Source organism: Sutcliffiella horikoshii (genome assembly GCF_002157855.1).
GTDB classification, from domain to species: Bacteria; Bacillota; Bacilli; order Bacillales; family Bacillaceae_I; genus Sutcliffiella_A; species Sutcliffiella_A horikoshii_C.
Genome location: NZ_CP020880.1, coordinates 2,262,284 through 2,281,589 on the forward strand (window position 1 = coordinate 2,262,284; position 19,306 = coordinate 2,281,589).

The 19,306-nt window shown below is 38.0% G+C and carries 19 protein-coding genes; 2 read left to right on the forward strand and 17 right to left on the reverse strand.

Going from position 1 to position 19,306, the window contains the following annotated elements; all coding sequences use genetic code 11:
• Positions 1–200 precede the first annotated feature (200 nt).
• The 14 genes from B4U37_RS11615 to B4U37_RS11675 all read right to left on the reverse strand — a co-directional run bounded on the left by B4U37_RS11615 (position 201) and on the right by B4U37_RS11675 (position 13,520).
• Complete coding sequence (locus B4U37_RS11615; RefSeq protein WP_088018358.1) at positions 201–794, reverse strand: DJ-1/PfpI family protein; 594 nt, start codon at positions 792–794, stop codon at positions 201–203.
• A gap of 246 nt (positions 795–1,040) precedes the next feature.
• Positions 1,041–1,472: an MFS transporter gene (locus B4U37_RS11620; RefSeq protein ID WP_425444078.1), complete on the reverse strand. Its 432-nt coding sequence runs from the start codon at positions 1,470–1,472 to the stop codon at positions 1,041–1,043.
• 154 nt (positions 1,473–1,626) lie between these two features.
• The gene (locus B4U37_RS11625; protein ID WP_088018359.1) at positions 1,627–2,529 is read right to left on the reverse strand and encodes an NAD(P)/FAD-dependent oxidoreductase; all 903 of its coding nucleotides are present in this window, start codon (positions 2,527–2,529) and stop codon (positions 1,627–1,629) included.
• 201 nt (positions 2,530–2,730) lie between these two features.
• A complete protein-coding gene (locus tag B4U37_RS11630; RefSeq protein WP_088018360.1) occupies positions 2,731–3,129 on the reverse strand; it encodes an Rrf2 family transcriptional regulator in 399 nt (132 codons plus the stop codon).
• A 263-nt stretch (positions 3,130–3,392) separates the two neighbouring features.
• A complete protein-coding gene (locus B4U37_RS11635) occupies positions 3,393–4,595 on the reverse strand; it encodes a toxic anion resistance protein (protein ID WP_088018361.1) in 1,203 nt (400 codons plus the stop codon).
• A gap of 18 nt (positions 4,596–4,613) precedes the next feature.
• A complete protein-coding gene (locus B4U37_RS11640) occupies positions 4,614–5,252 on the reverse strand; it encodes a 5-bromo-4-chloroindolyl phosphate hydrolysis family protein (protein WP_088018362.1) in 639 nt (212 codons plus the stop codon).
• Positions 5,253–5,448: 196 nt separating this feature from the next.
• Positions 5,449–6,864 (reverse strand): NAD-dependent succinate-semialdehyde dehydrogenase, encoded by a 1,416-nt coding sequence (locus B4U37_RS11645; protein WP_088018363.1) that lies wholly within the window; start codon positions 6,862–6,864, stop codon positions 5,449–5,451.
• A 94-nt stretch (positions 6,865–6,958) separates the two neighbouring features.
• Entirely contained in the window at positions 6,959–8,164 is a 1,206-nt protein-coding gene (locus tag B4U37_RS11650; RefSeq protein ID WP_088018364.1) for an MFS transporter, read from the reverse strand.
• 119 nt (positions 8,165–8,283) lie between these two features.
• Positions 8,284–8,439, reverse strand: a complete 156-nt coding sequence (locus tag B4U37_RS21975; protein ID WP_157663775.1) for a hypothetical protein — start codon at positions 8,437–8,439, stop codon at positions 8,284–8,286.
• Between the two features lie 100 nt (positions 8,440–8,539).
• Positions 8,540–9,010: a YusW family protein gene (locus B4U37_RS11655; protein ID WP_088018365.1), complete on the reverse strand. Its 471-nt coding sequence runs from the start codon at positions 9,008–9,010 to the stop codon at positions 8,540–8,542.
• A 58-nt stretch (positions 9,011–9,068) separates the two neighbouring features.
• On the reverse strand, positions 9,069–9,716 hold the full coding sequence (locus B4U37_RS11660; RefSeq protein WP_088018366.1) for a phosphatase PAP2 family protein: 648 nt from the start codon (positions 9,714–9,716) through the stop codon (positions 9,069–9,071).
• A 62-nt stretch (positions 9,717–9,778) separates the two neighbouring features.
• The gene (locus B4U37_RS11665; RefSeq protein ID WP_088018367.1) at positions 9,779–11,704 is read right to left on the reverse strand and encodes a vWA domain-containing protein; all 1,926 of its coding nucleotides are present in this window, start codon (positions 11,702–11,704) and stop codon (positions 9,779–9,781) included.
• A gap of 10 nt (positions 11,705–11,714) precedes the next feature.
• Entirely contained in the window at positions 11,715–12,587 is an 873-nt protein-coding gene (locus tag B4U37_RS11670; protein ID WP_088018368.1) for an ATP-binding protein, read from the reverse strand.
• A gap of 150 nt (positions 12,588–12,737) precedes the next feature.
• Positions 12,738–13,520, reverse strand: a complete 783-nt coding sequence (locus B4U37_RS11675) for a TerC family protein (protein WP_088018369.1) — start codon at positions 13,518–13,520, stop codon at positions 12,738–12,740.
• Between the two features lie 422 nt (positions 13,521–13,942).
• On the opposite strand from B4U37_RS11675, the gene B4U37_RS11680 reads away from it, so the two are divergent.
• The gene (locus B4U37_RS11680) at positions 13,943–15,307 is read left to right on the forward strand and encodes an MATE family efflux transporter (RefSeq protein WP_088018370.1); all 1,365 of its coding nucleotides are present in this window, start codon (positions 13,943–13,945) and stop codon (positions 15,305–15,307) included.
• 90 nt (positions 15,308–15,397) lie between these two features.
• Positions 15,398–15,775, forward strand: coding sequence for a hypothetical protein (locus B4U37_RS11685; protein WP_088018371.1), 378 nt, complete (start codon positions 15,398–15,400; stop codon positions 15,773–15,775).
• Between the two features lie 41 nt (positions 15,776–15,816).
• On the opposite strand, the gene B4U37_RS11690 is transcribed toward B4U37_RS11685, so the two are convergent.
• The 3 genes from B4U37_RS11690 to B4U37_RS11700 form a co-directional block, all read right to left on the reverse strand.
• Positions 15,817–16,653: a CAP domain-containing protein gene (locus B4U37_RS11690; RefSeq protein ID WP_088018372.1), complete on the reverse strand. Its 837-nt coding sequence runs from the start codon at positions 16,651–16,653 to the stop codon at positions 15,817–15,819.
• 379 nt (positions 16,654–17,032) lie between these two features.
• Positions 17,033–18,184: a homogentisate 1,2-dioxygenase gene (locus tag B4U37_RS11695; protein ID WP_088018373.1), complete on the reverse strand. Its 1,152-nt coding sequence runs from the start codon at positions 18,182–18,184 to the stop codon at positions 17,033–17,035.
• Positions 18,185–18,386: 202 nt separating this feature from the next.
• Positions 18,387–19,298: a fumarylacetoacetate hydrolase family protein gene (locus B4U37_RS11700; protein WP_088018374.1), complete on the reverse strand. Its 912-nt coding sequence runs from the start codon at positions 19,296–19,298 to the stop codon at positions 18,387–18,389.
• Positions 19,299–19,306 lie beyond the last annotated feature (8 nt).

The window sequence follows — 19,306 nt, forward strand, 5'->3', positions numbered from 1 at the left end:
TAATAGCACCTTATGAACTTATACAGCTAACTCCACGTAATATGAATCACTTAAAGCTTCGATTTCCTCCTAAATTATGCCCTATTCACAGAAATATGCACCTTTTCTTATTCCAGTATAGCGCTCCTATTGAAGAAGTCCTTAAACAAAAGAAACTACCAGTCAGAAGTATCAACCCTCTTTCATTAGTTATTGGAAAGTTACAACTTAATTTCATACTCCATTCGTTTTGCTGTATCTTCAGCTACATCTTTTCCATGTAGTCGAGATATCAGATGAAACGACATATTAATTCCAGCTGATATTCCTCCAGAGGTTATAATTGATCCTTCATCGACAAACTTAACATCACGCTGGACTGAAACTTTAGGAAATTCATGTTTTAATCTATCAACATCCATCCAATGCGTTGTTGCTTTTCTTCCATCAAGAATTCCTGCTTTTGCAAGAAGCAGCGCACCAGTACAGACTGAAGTCAGAAACTCTGTTCTTGATTGCTGGGTTTTAATCCATTCAATTATAGTAGGATTGTTTATTTCAATCTGTTCTGCACCATAACCCCCAGGAATAATCACTATATCTAATGAAGGATGGTTATCAAAACTATAATCAGGAAAAACTTTCAAACCATTCCTTGCAGTAACTAAGTCTCCATTTTCAGATATTGTTTTGACAATAAACGGCTTTTCATTAGAAATAGGTAAGGTCGCTACAGAAAAAACTTCAAATGGTCCTGCAAAATCTAATACTTCTACATCGTTAAATAGTAAAATACCAACTGTACGCTGTTGCATGTTTTTAAACCTCCTGAAAAACCCTTTTAATTGAATATCTTAGAGCTTCCATTCACTTTCTAATATTTCCTTCTATCTATATAAGAATTAGGCCCGATAAACGAAAAGACGCGTCTTTCGATAAACGCGCCTGATTGTTGAAGGTCAAAGGATGTTGAAGCTGAATCTTACTTATTTAGCTCTCTTCACTCGTTGTTGGATAAGACAAGGTTTTTGTTAATCAACACAATTCTAGGTATTTATAAATCAACTATTCACAAAGTTTTCTTTTCTCCTTTTATCCAATCCAAAAGAAATAGATGCAGTTAATAACGCTAGTAATACTGTTAATCCCGCAATCCACCCTAAATTCAAAACAGATGTATATTCAATTACCACTCCTCCTAAGCCAGCTCCTAACGTCATACCAATATTCATTAAAGCAGTATTGAAACTCAAGACAATTTCTGATGACTGCGGTTTCAAAGAAATTAAGTAAAATTGATTTGCAAGAGTGGTTAACCACGCAGATGTTCCCCAGATCATAATGGCAAGAAGAATACCTATTTTTTCTATAGAGAAGCCAGCTAAACTACTTAAAAGGGGTGCAATGTAAGTAAATCTGCGGTTCCAACTCCAAAGGCTCCTAAAGCTAGCAAATATATTGCAAAACGATTCATTTCTTTTTCCTTTTAACAATGTTATTAGAACTACTTTTCATCATATCGATAATGTTCATTAGCATGAAGTCCAAGGAAATGAATTTTCAATATACAATCTTAGAAAGAACAAAATAGTGAGCTAACAACTAAGGAAATACATAGACTAAAACAACCTTTAAAAGGTTTTGATGTCATTCAAACTCTTCTTCTGTTAAATCCATATTAACGGTCATAGCAATACGGCTCCCATCAGCTGCTGCAAAAACCACTTGAGATGGTTTTACATAGGAAGCATCACCAGCAGAATACAAACCAGGTATTGATGTTTTGCCTGATTCATCTGTTTTGATCCCACCCGACTTTGTCAATTCATACCCCAACTGGTCTCTGAACGGTGCACTTTGAACAAATTGTGGCATGACAAAGCCTCCAGCTCTCGAAGTGTGAGTTCCATCTGTAAAGCGAATATGTTCCAATCTACCGTTTTGGCCAATAAAGGCTAGAATGGGTTTCTCTATCACAGTAATCCCTTTTGATTGCAGTTGCTTTTTTTGCACTTCCGATAAAAGTGTAAGACCATTTGTACAAACAACCAAATCTTTACTCCAATTGAAGAGCAGTTTCGCCGTATGGAAGATAGATGGATTTTCGGAAACAACGAAAATTGGCTGATCTTGCAGTTCCCATCCATCACAATAAGGACAATTAAATAAACTTTTTCCATAGAACGAATAAAAGCCCTCGATGAGAGGAAAATTTTCTTTTACCCCTGTTGCCACAATTAATTTTTTTGTCCGAATAAGAATTCCTGATATATCAACTACTTCATATCCCATAGCTGTTTTGTTGACTGAAACTATCTCAGTTTGTAGATGATTGACAGAAGGGTAATTCAACAATTCTTTATAAGCAATACGACGGAATTCGGACGGTGTTATACCGTCTCTTGTAATGAAACCGTGAGAGGCATGTGTCACAGCATTTCTAGGCTGATTATTATCAATCAATGCTACACTTCGTCTTGCTCTTCCCAGTACAAGGGCTGCATTCAACCCTGCAGGACCGCCTCCAATAATCGCACATTCATAAATCATAAATTACACCACCTAAATAGATAATATAGATATATTATATCTGTAATTAACCATAATAAAAGGTAAATAGATTCGTGGAGCTCTTACGAGTGTAGAAAAATTCATCGTTTTCGCCCCCCTGAAATATATTAGAGACCCATTATATCTTTTATTAATTGAAAGATTCATGTTTAAAGTAAAAATCTAAAAAATTTACTTGTGTTAAACTCCCATTTGCTTTTGAGCTATGTCCACTAAGTTAATTTCTTTTAAATGTTGCTTCATCTTCTCTTCTGCTTCTTTCATTTCAGCTTGAATTAAGCATTCATCTCCATGAACAAAATCACATTCAAATAAGGAAGCTGTACCTTCTATGGCGTGAATGATATCTAAAAATGTAATCTCATCTTTTAGACGAGATAATCGATAACCTCCATGAGCTCCGGAAATTGATTCAATCATTCCTGCTTTTACGAGCTTGGTTAAAATTTTGGACAGATAAGTTGTTGAAACACCTTGTGATTCTGCCAGTTTCTGGACACCTATTGGCTCAGCCGAAGCAGAAGTAACGAGAGAAAGCATGGTGTGTAAAGCATAATTAGTCGCTTTTGAAAATTTCATTTTAACACCTCTATTGTAGACTTATTATATCTACAATATCCTTAAATATATTTATATGTCAAGACTAATGCTTCCTAAATAAAATGTAGACGAACAAATCTTCACAATTTGTTGCGCCACAATCTAGCCCTTTTGTTGAATAAGCCCTTTTGTTTAGCTGGAATACACAAACTAATGAAATGAATGAGGTTAAGCTATGGTATCCATAAAAAAACAGGTGTAATCCTTAAAAGAATCAAACCTGTTTTTATTATATGTTTCAATCATTCCCGTTTCGCTTTGGAACGGACTTCTAGTAGTTTGTTTTTGAGGTCGTTCTCCATTTGGACGAGTTCTAGTTCTACTTGATGGCGTTTTTCTCGGCCTTCTTGTTGGATTTGTAAGGTTTCTTCTAGTGTTTCGATTAGGTTTTCTTGCGTTTTCTTCAGTGTTTCGATGTCGACAAGACCTCGTTCGTTTTCACGTGCTGCCGAAATCGTGTTTTGTTTGAGCATTTCGGAATTTCGCAATAACAGTTCATTGGTAGTCTCAGAAACATTTTTCTGAGTATCTACTGCCTTTTGCTGATTATATAAGGAAACCGCAATAACCAGTTGATTCTTCCATAGAGGTATTGCTGTTAGAATGGAAGATTGAATTCGCTCCACCAGGGTCTGATTTGTATGCTGGATCATTCTGATTTGCGGTGCCATTTGCAGGGTGATTTGGCGGCTGATTTTTAGGTCATGTGTGCGCTTTTGAAGGCGGTCTGCAAATTGCATCATATCACTAACGGCCTGTACATCCATTTGATTATTCGTTTGCCTTGCTTTCTGTTCTAGCTCCGGAATGATGGTCCCTTGAATTTCATCAAATTTATGCTCCGCTGCAGCGATATAAATGTTTAATGCCTGGAAATAATCTTTGTTTTTGTCGTATAAAGATTCAAGCATAATATTGTCACGCTGTAACACCTTTTTAAAGCTTTCGAGTTGATCTGAAATTTTATCGATTTCAAAACCAATTTTACGGTATTTCGCAAAAAGTTGTTGTACTGAATTATTGACACTTCCAAAAAATTTACCAAAGAAGCCTTTTTTCTGAGGTTCCAGTTCTCCAGGTTTTACTTCTTTGATCTTTTTCATTAATTCAGAAACCACTTCTCCTACCGGGCCTGCGTCCTTTGCCTGAACATGAGACAATATGGAATTAGAAAAAGTGGACAATTCGTTTTGTGCAGTGACACCGTAGGAAGATATAGCGTGTTGATCATTTGGATCAATTTGTTTTGCAATATCAATGGCTTTCGCTTTGTACTCTTCAGAAAGAGTATCCATTACCTTTTCTTTTTTTGGTTCTGATTGAACCTCATTTAGATCTTGCGTCATCATTTCGTTTTCCATTTTCGGTGTCTCGAATGGATTACTTAATAAGTCATTCAGTGTATCTTCTTTTACTTGGTTTTTTACTTGATCATTGTTTTTCATTGTCACTCACCCCATAAGCTACTTCTTCTCAATTATTCTCTTATCTGTATCAAGCTGTTGATAATTCATCAGTTTAATTTCTGTCGTAAGATTATTCATATCCCCTGAAAGCACTGCCATCAACTCTTTTTCCATACTGCGTTCTAATTGTTTTAAAGCACTTTCTGTTTCTCGAAGCGCTTGAGAAACTTCATGAGTTCGCACTGGTTGATTTAATAGGTGCACATATTTTTCAGTGATGATAGCAGAGGAATCCAGATGATGGTGAAAGAAGCTTTGTGCTGTACGATACCGAACCGGTTCCTTTTCCACCATTTTAATGATTTTAGTCGAGATTTTAGATAATTTTGTTATCGTTTGATAAACAAAAATAGAGCGTACTCTAAACCTTGAACTATTAATCTTCTTTGCTTTTTCTTTCGCTTCTCTTAATTGAGCAGTAACATATTTTTTCTCTTTTCGTTCAATCTTTTCCAGGTCATTATTAGGTAGCAATTTTCTCTTCAACGCCAAATAGCTTCCAAGAAAGCCACCAAAAGCGCCAAGAATACCAAGTTGAATTTGATTACCTGTTAAAAGAAATACTATTAAAAAACCGATGGCCGCTAAATTAAACGATAGGATAATAATAAAACTTTGCAGTAAGAACCGTTTCATATTTTCACTCCTCACCTTTTTTAAAGGCTTAAGATAAACTATACCTTTCTTACGTATTTAACAAGGGAAAGGTTTCAATTATTTATAGTTTTATTATATAGGAAAGAAGTAGGAATACGAAATATTTTATGTATCAGCAACTAGAAAAGATGAAAAAGACCCTTGATTATGTAAAAATCAAGGGCTTTAAAGTTTATTAAATTCCTATGGAAACATATTTCACTTCCAAATATTCTTCCATCCCGTGATGTCCGCCTTCTCTGCCGATACCACTTTCTTTTAACCCGCCAAATGGGGCCTGTGCAACAGAAGGTGCCCCATCATTGACACCAATAATGCCATAATCAAGCCCTTCCGTAACTCGATAAATTCTGGACATTTTCTCGGTAAATACATACGCAGCCAATCCATAAGGAGAATTGTTAGCTCTCTTGATTGCCTCTTCTTCCTCTTTAAAGGTTGTAATTGGTGCAAGAGGACCAAATGTTTCCTCGTTCATGCAAAGCATTTCGTCTGTTACGCCAGTTATGACTGTCGGTTCCATAAACGTTTTTTCTTTCACTTCGCCACCAAAAGCAACGGCTGCACCTTTTTCTTTGGCATCGCTTAAATGCTCTCTCACTTTTTCCAATGCATCTTCATCAATCAGTGGGCCAAGATCAATTCCACGTTCCATCCCGTTTCCAACTTTTAGTTTAGAAACCTCTTTGACGAAAAGTGAAGTAAATTCTTCCTCTACACTCTCCTGTACATATATTCTATTGGCACAAATACAAGTTTGACCGGCATTTCTGAATTTTGACTGAACAAGTCCTTTTGCTGCTTTTTCCAGGTCCGCATCCTCAAATATGATAAACGGGGCATGTCCGCCAAGCTCCAATGATAGTTTCTTGACTGTATGAGATGCTTGTTCCATTAATTTCTTACCAATCTCCGTAGAGCCTGTAAAGGTAAGCTTTTTTACATCTTTATGTTTCATTAATGACTCGCCAATAACGGAAGATTTTCCGGTGATGACTTGAAGAACACCTTTAGGTACTCCTGCTTCGTCTGCATATTTTGCCAAGAGTAGGGCAGTCAATGGAGTCTGTCCGGCTGGTTTCACGATTACCGTACATCCAGCAGCTAGGGCAGGAGCAACTTTCCTTGTAATCATTGCGGCTGGGAAATTCCATGGCGTAATGGCGGCAACAACACCAACCGGCTGCTTTTGAATCAGTACTCTTTTGTCCTTGGAGGAAGATGGAAGGGTCTCACCATAGATTCTTTTCCCTTCCTCTTTATACCAATCTACAAAACTATTCGCATAACCAACCTCTCCCAATGCTTCCCGGAACGGTTTGCCTTGCTCCTTTGTAAGAGTTTCTGCAATATGCTTTTTATTTTCCTCCAATAAAAGGAACCATTTATTTAAAATATCTGCACGCTCATATGCCGTATAATTCCTCCAAGTTTGAAAGGCTTCTTCGGCATGTTGCACCACATTTTCCAGTTGATCCTCTGAGATGCTAGGTACCGTACCAATCACTTCGCCAGTAGCTGGGTTCGTCACCTCAATTACTTCCTCGGTATTAACCCATTCTCCGTTTATGTACATCGAATATTTTTCCATTGTGTTCCCTCCAATAAAAAGTTTTCAGGACATTCTCTCTAATATATTCACTCTTTATGGGCCATTCCCTTTATTGAACACAAAAAAACACCATTTAAGGTGTTTTCTGTTCGGCAACTGCAACCGGTTGGCGAAATAGTCTTAAACCATATATCAAAATCAATGTTAAGGATAGCATCCCAAAAACGATAGCCATCATTTGAAGTCCTATAGTATCGAGGAAAAGCCCGGTTCCAAGAAGTACTACCTGGAACAACACGCGGTCCAGCATATTCCGGAATGAGAAAAAGCGTCCATGGTACTCTTTCGGTATTTTTGTTTGAAAGATAGTTGCTGCAATTGGAAAGAAACATCCAACTGCCAAGCCGAATAACCCAAAAGAGAATAGTGTCATCCATTTAATGTCTGCAAAATACAAACTCAGGTGAGAAATGGCGATTAGCGTAACAAAGAAAAACATTAACGGTACCATATTGTTATCATTGGAAATGCGTTTTACGGCAAATGCACCAATCATAAAGCAGACACCCTCGATCGTGTAAATCCAGCTTTTAATCGTTTGATCATCCTGGATTTCACTGATGTTGATGACCATCAGGTTGAAACCGCCGATGAATAAGAACGGGATAAACGTTAGAATCAATACGGTAAGAGCTATCGGCGTTTCCTTTAAAACAGGCAGTACTTCTTTGAAGTCTCCGGATTTTTTGTTCTTGCCTTCTAGTGAATCGTTTTGGTTTGGTTCTTCAAAGTTCAATAAAAAGGTAAGTAAGAATAATATTCCATAAGCAACCATGGAAGCCATATACAAGGAAGATAAACTCATAATGACTAGCATCGCTCCAGCAAGTGCTGTCCCTGCAATCCTAGAAACAGTGGATACATTCATATGCACCCCGTTCATTTCTAATAAATCTTTGTCTTTCACAATCAACGGAATAGATGATTGCAACGCAGGAAAATAAAATGCGGCAGACAACTGAATAGCAATCATAAAAATGATCATAAAGAGAATAGATTGATATTCAATCGCTAAAAACATAAATACTACACTAATCATCCGGCCAAATCCTGATATTAGCATTACTCGCTTTTTACTTGTTGAGTCAATAATCTTACCAGCTAAAGGGCCTACCATCACTCCTGCAAGTAATCCCGCAAACAAAATAAGAGACTTGGCAAAGTCTGAAGGAACCAATGCCTGCATAAACTCCAAGTTCCCAATAATACCCGTCCATAAGCCTAATCCAGCAATAAATTCACCTATTAAAATAATCCATACATTCCGGTTTTTCCACATGATAGTTTCTCCGATCACTTGTGTTGTTGTAAGTAAAACTATACCATGGAATGAATTAATTCGCCACACGAAATTTCTGTTTGTAAGTATATACTCAAGTAGCCTCGGGATTGAGGTCTTTATACGGGTGATGAGGACATCTCTTGAACTTTCTCTTCATCACTGAGGTCTTCATCACGGCAGGACATCTCTTGACCTTTTTCCTCGTCACTGAGGTCTTCATCACGGCGATGAGGACATCTCTCCTTCTTTTTCATCGTTACTGAGGTCTTCATCACGACCATGAGGTCCCCCGCCCTTCGGTTAAAGGAAGAGTCTGGAAAGGAAAGCAATAAAAAATTGGCATAGGGAAGACCCTTTGCCAATTCTCACGGGTTATTTCTTCTCTTCATATTTCTTAATGGTACCGTCCTCAAATGTTACTTCAAGCTCAAATTCTTTATAGTCATCTTTTAAACCGAATACTTCCAACACCTGTGTCATTACTTCTTGTTGATCTTCACTGCTATCAAATTTCAATTGTTCCAATCGAGGTGACAATTCCGTATATGCCTCGTCCCCTTTTAATGACACTTCATTAATATCATCCTCAATTTCTGCTTCTCCATTTCCTTCTGCTTCGAACTCTGCTTCATACTTTACTCTGTTTTCGTACTCCACTTCCAGGTCGAACTTGGTAAACTTATGTCCAGTTGTACTCTGTTCGTTTTCTACATCTGTTGCTGTACCCTCATTTTGAGGAGCATTTTCAGGAGGGGCAGATAAATTATCATTATCAGTTCCACAACCTGCTGCTAATCCAATAGTTAAGGTCATTACAAAAGCTGTAATAATCCATTTATTCATCTAGTCATCTCCTTTAGTATTTGTAAGAGTATTTTTTCCTATTGGAAATTTTTCACCCTCAATTATGGAAAGAATTTATTTTCTTGTTATGTACAACTTTCGAATAAATCCCACTCATTAACAATAACCATGAAGCCCCCATTGCAAACCCGCCAAATACATCCAGGGGGTAGTGTACGCCTAAATAAACTCTGCTAAATCCAATTAGTCCAATTAATACGAAACAAAAAATCATCAATGTATTCCTTAGCCAACTTTTCTTAATCATCCAATAACACAAATATGCGATAGCCCCGTAGAATGCCATGGAATTCATGGAGTGTCCACTAGGGTAACTATAATACCCTGCCTCTACTACATGATCTAAGCTTGGTCTGTCTCTTGAAAAAATCGTCTTTAATAATGTGTTTAGCAATCGAACCCCTACTAGATTACCCCAAAGAAATAAGGCTAAATACCAGTTTCGTTTAAATAGAATGAAGAGGGTCAAGACAATAAGTGCTGGGTAGAAAAACAGCTTCGACCCTATATAAGATAAAAAGATAAAGAATCCATCCATTTCACCTATTCTATAAAGGCTTTCACCAATCATCCTGTCCCATGATTCCGTAGCTTCTAAACTGATCAATAATGCTACAAAGAGAAAAATGGTAAAAAGAATACCGCTTGCCATAAACATAGCGTTTGATTTTATGTAACTATTCATGATGTCACTCCCGACAAAAAAGGCTAACTCCTTGTTTCTTAGAGTTAGCCTAATTGCTTTTTTTATAAACTTTTTAACAATAATTTTTTCAAAAGTGGAAAGAGCACATCTGGTAACTCTTCAATATCGGGAACTAAAATACTATACTTGCCATACATATTTTGTATGGTTTTTACTTGTCCCTCATCAATTTCACCGTTAGCCAAGAATACGTTGATGACTTCAAGTCCGTTTTTCCTAGCTTCCATCACAGCTTGATGTGTATCGACTATGCCGTTCTTTTCGTAGTCCATCGCTGCAGGTTCCCCGTCGGAGAATACAAGTAGAAATTTTTGTTTTTCACTCCGTTGTACAAGTCTTTTGGTCATATGTCTGATTGCATAACCATCTCTGTTATCTTCTTCAGGTTCCAGCTGGAGGATTTCTGGCCCTGACGCACGTCTAAGACTTGAGTTGAAGTCTATCACTGTTTTAAAGTAGTTTGGTTGGCTTGTCTTTGTTGCATCATTAGTATCTTCCCAGAATCCTACCACTTCATGCGGGACAAAGACGGATTTTAAGGCTTCATGAAAAAGCGTGATTCCATATTTGGTCTGTTCCATTTTATCGAACATGGAAGCTGAGCAATCAACCAAAAGGGAGAACACAGCATCAATTTCAATGGAGGGATTATCTTTTTTATAAAAAACTCTTGTATTTTCTTCTGTAAACCAAGGTAAGAGCTTTTTGCTTAATCTGCCGAATGGAAGATCACTTCTTGGCATGATTTTTTTGTGTTCCAACGTTTTCTGTATCAGTTGTTTTAATTTCTTTTGGTAGGTGGAGACAAACAGTTTGTATTCATCATACCTATCATAATGTTCCGATGATATATTCTCTGGCTTTAAGAAGACAGGATAGGCGAACTTGTTCTCTTTCCCAAACTCCGCACCGCTTCCTCCTTCTTTTTTTGTATCATTTAGAACGTCCAGCGCTTCTAACTTTGAATAATCATTTTTATTCGTCTGCTGACTCTCGCCTTGAACAAAGCCCATTGCCTGGTCTCCGTCTTCCCCTTCGCGCACGCCTTCCCCCATTAGATCGGTTTTCGTTCCTTGTTCCATATCAAACTGGAGGAAGCTTTTATTGTTGCTTTCTGATTCACGATGCCAAGTTGGTAGCTTGTCTTCATGTACATCTTCTTCGTCGTCTTCGTTATCCTTTTGTTTTATGTCGTCATTTTTCAGTTCGCTTTTTCTTTTCATTTCATCAAAGGTTGGGGACTTGTCTACTTCAGGCATCTCTGAAAAGTCCGGAAGGAAAAAATACGTATTAAGCATATCTTTCTCCAAGAGGTCTTCCAATACTTCAACGATAATTTCGACACTCCGAAGGATATCTTTCGTGTTTCTTGCTTCATAAGATTTAGCAATCTCTACTCGGAGAAATGGGATAGCAAGGTCTAACTCCTCATTTAATGGAGGTACTTCCTCCAAAGGATTGTCTGTAGTCAATAAGAGATACAACAAATTGTACAGCGCATCAGTCATAATATTTCTTTCCATATTAACTGTAAGTTGGCTTCTGAAATATTTATGATACTCCACTCTTCTCACCATGAAGGTTTTAGTGGTGCCTGGCCGCTCTCGTTTGCAAAGTTCCTCAAGCCTTATGTCTTCCATCAGAATAAACAATTGTCTGCTAAAGCTTGATAGATGTGTTTTTTTCATAAAGGCAAAAAGCTGTTTAATCACTTTATAATCAGTATGTACAACAGATCCCACACTTCGTAAATACACATCGCTTTTCATGCCGTGCAGTTTTTCGAAAGTCGGATGGTTATCCCAAAATAAACTGATAAACATTTTATTCATATATGGGTCATAGTAGGACTTGAACGCATATTCCACTTCAAGATCTTTCTTCTTAGAAAGGGAAGTCGCTAAGTCCGATAATTCCATAAATAGAAAGGAATCAATTTTTTTATCATTAAAAACGATAGGTCTCAAGTTAATCTCCTCATTCAAACAAAGTTTGTGCGATGTTTAAGATAGCGGCTTTTTCTCTATCATCTTCCAACTTTTCGACAATACCACGCTTAATCGCTCTAAGTGGTGGTAAGTATACACTAAGATCACAAGTGTCTAATAGTGCGCGCACAGACGCAGCTTCTTCGGATAGATTTCCGTTTTCAACAAGCGCGATAAGGTCAGCTGATAATGTTACATATTTCTTAAGCAATTTTTCATCTTCCAGTTTGGATTGACTTTTCAATACTTGAAGTAACACTTCTCCCTGTACATAAGGTACATCAATAACTACAAAACGATTTTTCAATGCTTCATTTAATGGTACCGTTCCCACATATCCTTCATTGATGGCAGCAATCACGCCAAAGTTCTGATTTGCTTTCACAACTTCCCCTGTAAAAGGATTCGTAATCGTTTTACGGTAATCCAACACTCCGTTTAAAATTGGCAAAGTTTCTGGTTTCGCCATATTTATCTCATCTATATAAAGAAGGTTTCCTTGCTTCATTGCATTGATTACTGGACCTGGCACAAACTCTATCGTCGCTTTTCCATCATTATTGTGGATGGTCTTAAAGCCAAGTAGTGCCTCAGCATCTAAATCTACAGAGCAGTTGATACTATGCATCGGCTGATAAAAAATGGAAGATAACGTTTCTGCCAACTTCGTTTTCCCCGATCCTGTTGGCCCTTTTAACAGGACGTTCTTCCCCATAGATAAAGCAATGATACAATCAAACAATACATCATCATCAGCTGATGTATACCCTGCTGATCCTATAAGGGAGCTTGTACCATCGTTTTCTTTATTTTTTTTAATCTTATCTTGAATAGCTGTAGGTAATTGATCTATAGCAAACATCTTTCAGTCTCCTTTTAACTTATTCCATTTAGTATCCCACATTTTGAGCGTAGATATCGTATTATTGAAAAAGGCTGCTGACATTAGATTGTCAACAGCCTAGTACATTATATCAATTATTGCTTGTTACTTGAAGTAAAAAGAGTTAGCTTACTTGATGCTATCCACTTCTTGCACTACTTTGTTCTTTCCGGAAACAATCCAGCCACCAACAGCGATACCGATCAAGACAATCCAGAACATCGCTTTAAATAACGGACTGTGCGGGAAGTGGTATGGAAGCACGCCAACACTTGGGTGTGCCAATGTGTACATAGCAAGTTTGAAACCTACCCAACCTACAATTAAAAATGCGGCAGTTTCCAAACTTGGTCTTTCTTTTAGCAACTTAACGAACAAGGTAGCAGCAAAACGCATGATAACTACGCCGATAAATCCACCAAGGAAGATAATGATGAATTGACCTCCATCAATACCCCCGATTTGAGGAAGGTTTGTTTTTGGCAATGTCATCGCTAATGCAAAAGCTGCTAAAATAGAGTCAACTGCAAATGCAATGTCTGCAACTTCTACTTTGAAAACTGTCATCCAAAAACCAGACTGTTTTTTTGGCGTATCAACGGTAGCAGCATGCTCCACTTTTGCCACTGCAAACCGTCGCCATATATGGTTTAGTGCGATAAACAGCAAGTATGCGGCACCAATCGCCTGCACCTGCCAAATGGTTACTAAGAATGAGATAGCGAATAAAGACCCGAGCCTAAAGACGAGTGCTCCTGCCAGGCCATAAAATAAAGCCTTTTTCCGTGCTTCTTCCGGGAGGTGCTTAACCATAATTGCTAGTACTAGTGCGTTGTCAGCCGCTAAAATACCTTCAAGTGCAATCAAGACAAGAAGAACCCAGCCGTATTCCAATAATAATGATAATTCCATGGTTTCCTCTCCTTTTTACATAATAAAAGCCTTTCCTAAGAAACAGGTTAAGGCTTTTATGAACACATAAAAGACCTTTACCTAGAACTGTCCAATTTCCAGTTTAGGCAAAGGTCTTGCTAACAACATCAAGGTTGCCGATAAAGCCGGTGCTGATTCAGTCAGTCACGTCATGACGGCAATATCGTTCTCATAGCTACTCCCCTTTGATTGGGCTTGTGCATATGTAGTTTTAATATAAACCTATTCTAGTAGGTTTATAGAAATGTGTCAACAAAATAATTTTTCCTGATTAAGAACGTTTTGTCTGGTCATTGTCTTAAATTTCAAATATTTTATTTCTACACTCTAAATAAATGTTTTATGATATAATCCATACCATTATTACATAATTACTTCATATAAAAGGTCGTGGCTTTGTTATGCATCAAGTATTCTCCTATAAAGAACGTCTTCATCTTTTCATTAAAATTGTCGTTCCAATTCTCATTACTCAGCTTGGCTTATTTTCCATGAACCTTTTCGATATTATGATGACTGGAAACGTCGGTGCAAGTGACTTAGCCGGTGTGGCAATTGGTTCTGGACTTTGGGTTCCAGTTTACACAGGTCTTAGTGGAATATTACTCTCCATCACTCCGATCGTGGCGCAATTGGTTGGCGCCAAAAAAACAGAAGGTGTCCCTTTTTCAATCACGCAAGGTGTGTACGTTGCATTTGCCATGAGTTTACTTATTATATTAATGGGCGCTTTGTTGATTAATCCGATACTTTCTGGAATGAACTTGGAAATAGGAGTAAGACATGTAGCTAAATATTACTTAATTGCACTTGGCTTTGGGATCATTCCATTGTTTGTCTACACAGTAATTCGATGTTTCATTGACGCCCTAGGACACACGAGAACATCTATGATCATCACACTGCTGTCCTTACCTATTAATGTCTTACTGAACTACTTATTGATCTTCGGGAAACTTGGACTCCCTGCCCTTGGCGGAATTGGCGCAGGAGTGGCATCTGCACTTACTTACTGGCTTATCATGATTATTTCTTTATACATTGTCCTAAAGAAAAAGCCTTTTACGAAGTTTCCACTTTTCAAGAAACTATATCCTATTTCTTTTTCAAAGTGGAAAGAGATCTTATTAATCGGGGTTCCGATAGGACTTTCCATCTTTTTTGAAACCAGTATATTCTCAGCTGTTACACTTTTGATGAGTTCTTTTGATACAGTAACGATCGCTTCTCACCAAGTGGCATTAAATTTCGCTTCCCTGCTTTATATGATTCCGCTAAGCATTTCTATGGCGTTAACCATATTGGTTGGTTTTGAAGTTGGGGCAGGACGCATTCATGATGCCAAACAGTACACCATCATGGGCGTAGTTTCGGCAGTTCTTCTTTCCTCCATTTGTGCTGTCTTCCTATATTTCTTTAGAGCAGAAGTGGCTTTTCTTTATACAAAGGATCCAAAAGTGATTGCACTTACAACCGCTTTCCTTTTATACGCCATTTTCTTTCAACTATCAGATGCGATTGCCGCACCAATCCAAGGGGCATTAAGAGGATATAAAGATGTCAATGTTACGTTTATGCTAGCTTTTGTCTCTTATTGGATCATCGGTTTGCCAATTGGATATTTACTAGCAAACTTTACTGACTATGGAGCATTTGGCTATTGGATTGGCTTAATTTGTGGATTAGCAGCTGGAGCTGTCGGGCTTTCATGGCGTTTAAATGTCCTTCAAAAAAGATATATGGCAACAACAGTACCTGTAAAATAAATATAACTATTCTTATAGGAATAAAAAAAGGACTTATGTAGTAAATTGTCGAAAAAAGTCATATTATAATTTTTAAGTGAGGTAATACCTATGAATGATTATGATATGGAAAAAGTCCGTGCTTCTTTACACTATTTTCGCCGTGAGCTAAAAGTCCTTCTTGATTTACTTGAAAGCTATGAACTATCAAATTATGAACAGAAAGCAAAATTGCAAAAAGAGCTGGTTATACAGTTCAAAAATTATAAAGTTAAATTAAAAAGAGAAATAAAAATCTTGATCGAATATGATGCCAATCTTTTGAGTTCAGACTATCTATTACCTTCTTTGGCCGTTGCATTTGCATATCTTCAAGATATTGGAGTCAACCGAATAAACCCTAATAGCGTCCAAAAGGTTGCTCAGCAAATAAAGAAAGCATACTTCTTTATGGAGCGTTGTGACCAAAGCATTAATTCAAAGACATAGAGAAAGGCAGCCGAGTGGCTGCCTTTTAATTTGTGCCTATATTATTTTCCGATGAACATTTGAGTCCAGTAGTTACCTTCTTCCACATGACCTACACCAATGTGAGTGAAGTTTTCATTCATGATATTAGCACGGTGACCTTCAGAATTCATCCAAGCATTTACCACTTCTTCAGGGCTTTGTTGACCTTGTGCAATGTTTTCCCCAGCAGTGTTGTACTGAATTCCGTATTTCTTCATCATATCAAACGGAGATCCGTGAGTCGGGCTGTTATGAGAGAAATAATTGTTTTGCTGCATGTCTTTAGACTTATCTTTCGCTACTTTGCTTAATTCTACGTCCAATTCTAATGGAGCTAAACCTTGTTTTTCACGCTCTGCGTTTGTTAATTCTACTACTTTCTTTTCAAACTCACTTACAGCACCTGCAGTTTGTTCAGTTGCTGGTTTTTCAGCATTTTGCTGTGGAGCTTGTTGTTGTGGAGCTTGAGCTTCTTGTTTTGGCTCTTCTTGTTTCGGTGCTTCAGCAGGAGCTTCCGCTTTTTCTTCTTTTGGAGCTTCTACTTTTTCAGCAGGTTTCTGCTCAGCTTGTTTTGGTGCTTCTTTTTCCGCTGCTTCAGCAGATGGTGCGCCATTTAAGTTTACTTTAACACCATATTTTTCTTCAAGATCTTTTACGTAACCATCTAAGAATGCTTTTGCGTCTTCTTGGTTAGTAAATGCTTTGTTACTATTAAATGAAGTGACTTTGTTTGTTAAGTCACATGTTGGTTTTGTTGGTGCGTTTGATTCTGCTTTTGCATTCATTCCGAATGGTGCTGCTGTTAATACAGCTGCAGTAGTTACAGCAGTGATGATTGACTTTTTGTTGATTTTCATAGGTGTGTTTCCCCCTTGAAAGTTTTTTGTGTTGCTTTCTTGCTACACGAAAATCATATCATGGGTTTTGTGTAATATTAGAGGAATAATGTGGATATTAAATATACGGGTTTTCTATAATTATCCATATACTCCGAAAATCTTTATGTATCAACGGATTTTAAGAAAGGTTAAAAGAATCGTATTTCAAGCATTTTTCCAGTAAAATGAAACACATTAAAATTATACTAAAAAAATGGTGTTGACAAGTTTTAAAACCGTCTTTTTTATTACAGGATAGTACTGTTATGTTACATTCTTTACAGGAAATCTTACTTTTATGGATAAAAAAACCATGAAAACACTAAGCTTTTTTGGAAAGCCTGGTGGTTCGCAAAAATTATTTTTCTATCCAAGTGAACATATACTTTTTATCTTCAATACTGTGAGCTTTTTTAACAACCTTCAAAGGCTTGAATGTATCTATCATCACTGCCAGCTCCAAGGTCTCCTTCTTTCCGATACTAGCTTCAGTGGTACCAGGATGAGGACCATGCGGAATTCCAGATGGGTGTAAGGTAATGGACCCTTCCACAATCCCTTTGCGGCTCATGAAGTTTCCTGCCACATAATAAAGCAGTTCATCACTGTTTACATTGCTATGATAATACGGAGCCGGTATCGCTTCTGGGTGGTAGTCGTATAATCTAGGCACGAAGGAACAAACAACAAAGTTATGTCCTTCAAAAGTCTGATGGACTGGAGGTGGCTGATGAACCCTGCCTGTTATCGGTTCAAAATCTTCTATATTAAATACCCATGGGTAGAGATAACCGTCCCACCCCACAACATCAAGTGGGTGATGACCAAGTACATGTGAATGCAAATGTCCCCTTGTTTTGGTGATTACTTCATACTCGCCTTTGTCTGTATATGTTTCTAATGTTTCCGGACCCCTGAAGTCACGTTCGCAAAATGGACTGTGTTCTAACATCTGTCCATATTCATTGCGATACCTTCTAGGTGTGGTTAGTTGACTAAATGATTCAATGAAGAGTATTTTAGTTTCTTCATTAGGTACGACGCGGTAGATGGTACCGATTGGGATGGTCACATAATCTCCTGGACGGTATGTTATCGTCCCAAACATGGTTTCTACTTTTCCTGAACCGTAATGGATGAATAACAGTTCGTCTCCGTCACCATTTCGGTAATAATTATCCATCTTTTCTGTGACCAGCGCTGTTCCTATTAATAGATCACTGTTTCCTAATAGATACTCTCTGGAATTTAGTGCATTTCCTTTGGTCTCTAATGAAGTGGTTAGTAGGTGGCGATGATTCAGGGCATCTTGTTCTTCATATTCCGGCATATAGCTGCCAAGTACCGTGGATTTCACCACTTCTGTTGGCAGGTAGTGATGATAGAGGATGGATTGTGTACCTGAGAATCCTTTGGTACCCATTACTTGTTCTCTATATAATGTCCCGTCTTCCTTTTTGAACATCGTGTGGCGTTTATGTGGTATTTCTCCCATTTTACGATAATACATGAGCTCACCTCATTATATTGTTTAGTTGTTACTTAAAGTTTGAACGTTCCTTTTCGCTGCAGGCACTCGCTTTCCGCGGGGCGGTGCTTGAGCCTCCTCACTTCGTTGCGGGGACTCAAGTCTACCGCTACCTCCCGCCGGAGTCGAGTGCCTTCCGCTCCAATCCACTTATTGCTGGATATTACTTTCTGCAACAACACACTTATTTTATTGTGTTTTTCAATGTTCCTAGACCTGTAATGGTAAGTTCTACTTCATCCCCTGGTTCTAGCCAGCGGTGTACTTCTGTACCAAGTTCCAGGATGCAGCCGGTACCAACCGTCCCTGATCCTATCACTTCTCCAGGGTATAAGGTAACATCGGCTGAAGCTCTTTCAATCATTTGAGCAAAGCTATAGTGGATCTGCTTGAAATCCCCTTTAGAAAGCAGCCTACCATTTACAGAAGCGGTCATTTCCAGGTTATATCCTTTACTTGTCTTATACGATTCAAGTTCGTCAGGTGTCACAATGACAGGCCCTAGGGATGTCGCAAAATCCTTCCCCTTTGCCGGTCCCAAACCAACCTTCATTTCTTTTGCCTGAAGGTCTCTCGCACTCCAATCATTCATGATGCAATAGCCAAAAATGTACTCTTTGGCATCCTGCGCTTTTATATTTCTGCCTTCTTTTCCAATGATGCAGGCGATTTCCAACTCATAATCGAGCCAATTACACCCTGATGGTTTATCAATCTCATCCTCAGGTCCTTTAATGGCCAAGTGATTGGTAAAATAAAAAACAGGAATCTCATACCACTCCGGAATAACATCCAGTCCCCTTCTTGCACGCGCCGTTTTAACATGTTCCTCAAACGCATAGAAATCACGAACGCTTACAGGTCTAGGTAAAGGTGCTAGTAGGGTGACTTCCTCTATTTTGTATCTACCTTTTGTACGATCACTTTCTAAATGAAGTGTTACGATATCTCTATATTTCTCATACTGGGTTATCAATGTAAGAAGGTCACTTGGTAATAAACCATCTGATGCTTCGTTCATGTCGACAACAATGTCATGATTGATCCAGCCGGCTTTTATCTCACCATAGCTATTTTTAAAAGTAATATACTTCATGACAAACC

Excerpts from the sequence above, each read along its gene's own strand:
- B4U37_RS11615 (WP_088018358.1), bottom strand. The coding sequence starts at position 794 with ATGCAACAGCGTACAGTTGGTATTTTACTATTTAACGATGTAGAAGTA.
- B4U37_RS11625 (WP_088018359.1), bottom strand. The coding sequence starts at position 2,529 with ATGATTTATGAATGTGCGATTATTGGAGGCGGTCCTGCAGGGTTGAAT.
- B4U37_RS11630 (WP_088018360.1), bottom strand. The coding sequence starts at position 3,129 with ATGAAATTTTCAAAAGCGACTAATTATGCTTTACACACCATGCTTTCT.
- B4U37_RS11635 (WP_088018361.1), bottom strand. The coding sequence starts at position 4,595 with ATGAAAAACAATGATCAAGTAAAAAACCAAGTAAAAGAAGATACACTG.
- B4U37_RS11640 (WP_088018362.1), bottom strand. The coding sequence starts at position 5,252 with ATGAAACGGTTCTTACTGCAAAGTTTTATTATTATCCTATCGTTTAAT.
- B4U37_RS11645 (WP_088018363.1), bottom strand. The coding sequence starts at position 6,864 with ATGGAAAAATATTCGATGTACATAAACGGAGAATGGGTTAATACCGAG.
- B4U37_RS11650 (WP_088018364.1), bottom strand. The coding sequence starts at position 8,164 with ATGTGGAAAAACCGGAATGTATGGATTATTTTAATAGGTGAATTTATT.
- B4U37_RS21975 (WP_157663775.1), bottom strand. The coding sequence starts at position 8,439 with ATGAAGACCTCAGTAACGATGAAAAAGAAGGAGAGATGTCCTCATCGC.
- B4U37_RS11655 (WP_088018365.1), bottom strand. The coding sequence starts at position 9,010 with ATGAATAAATGGATTATTACAGCTTTTGTAATGACCTTAACTATTGGA.
- B4U37_RS11660 (WP_088018366.1), bottom strand. The coding sequence starts at position 9,716 with ATGAATAGTTACATAAAATCAAACGCTATGTTTATGGCAAGCGGTATT.
- B4U37_RS11670 (WP_088018368.1), bottom strand. The coding sequence starts at position 12,587 with ATGTTTGCTATAGATCAATTACCTACAGCTATTCAAGATAAGATTAAA.
- B4U37_RS11675 (WP_088018369.1), bottom strand. The coding sequence starts at position 13,520 with ATGGAATTATCATTATTATTGGAATACGGCTGGGTTCTTCTTGTCTTG.
- B4U37_RS11680 (WP_088018370.1), top strand. The coding sequence starts at position 13,943 with ATGCATCAAGTATTCTCCTATAAAGAACGTCTTCATCTTTTCATTAAA.
- B4U37_RS11685 (WP_088018371.1), top strand. The coding sequence starts at position 15,398 with ATGAATGATTATGATATGGAAAAAGTCCGTGCTTCTTTACACTATTTT.
- B4U37_RS11690 (WP_088018372.1), bottom strand. The coding sequence starts at position 16,653 with ATGAAAATCAACAAAAAGTCAATCATCACTGCTGTAACTACTGCAGCT.
- B4U37_RS11695 (WP_088018373.1), bottom strand. The coding sequence starts at position 18,184 with ATGTATTATCGTAAAATGGGAGAAATACCACATAAACGCCACACGATG.
- B4U37_RS11700 (WP_088018374.1), bottom strand. The coding sequence starts at position 19,298 with ATGAAGTATATTACTTTTAAAAATAGCTATGGTGAGATAAAAGCCGGC.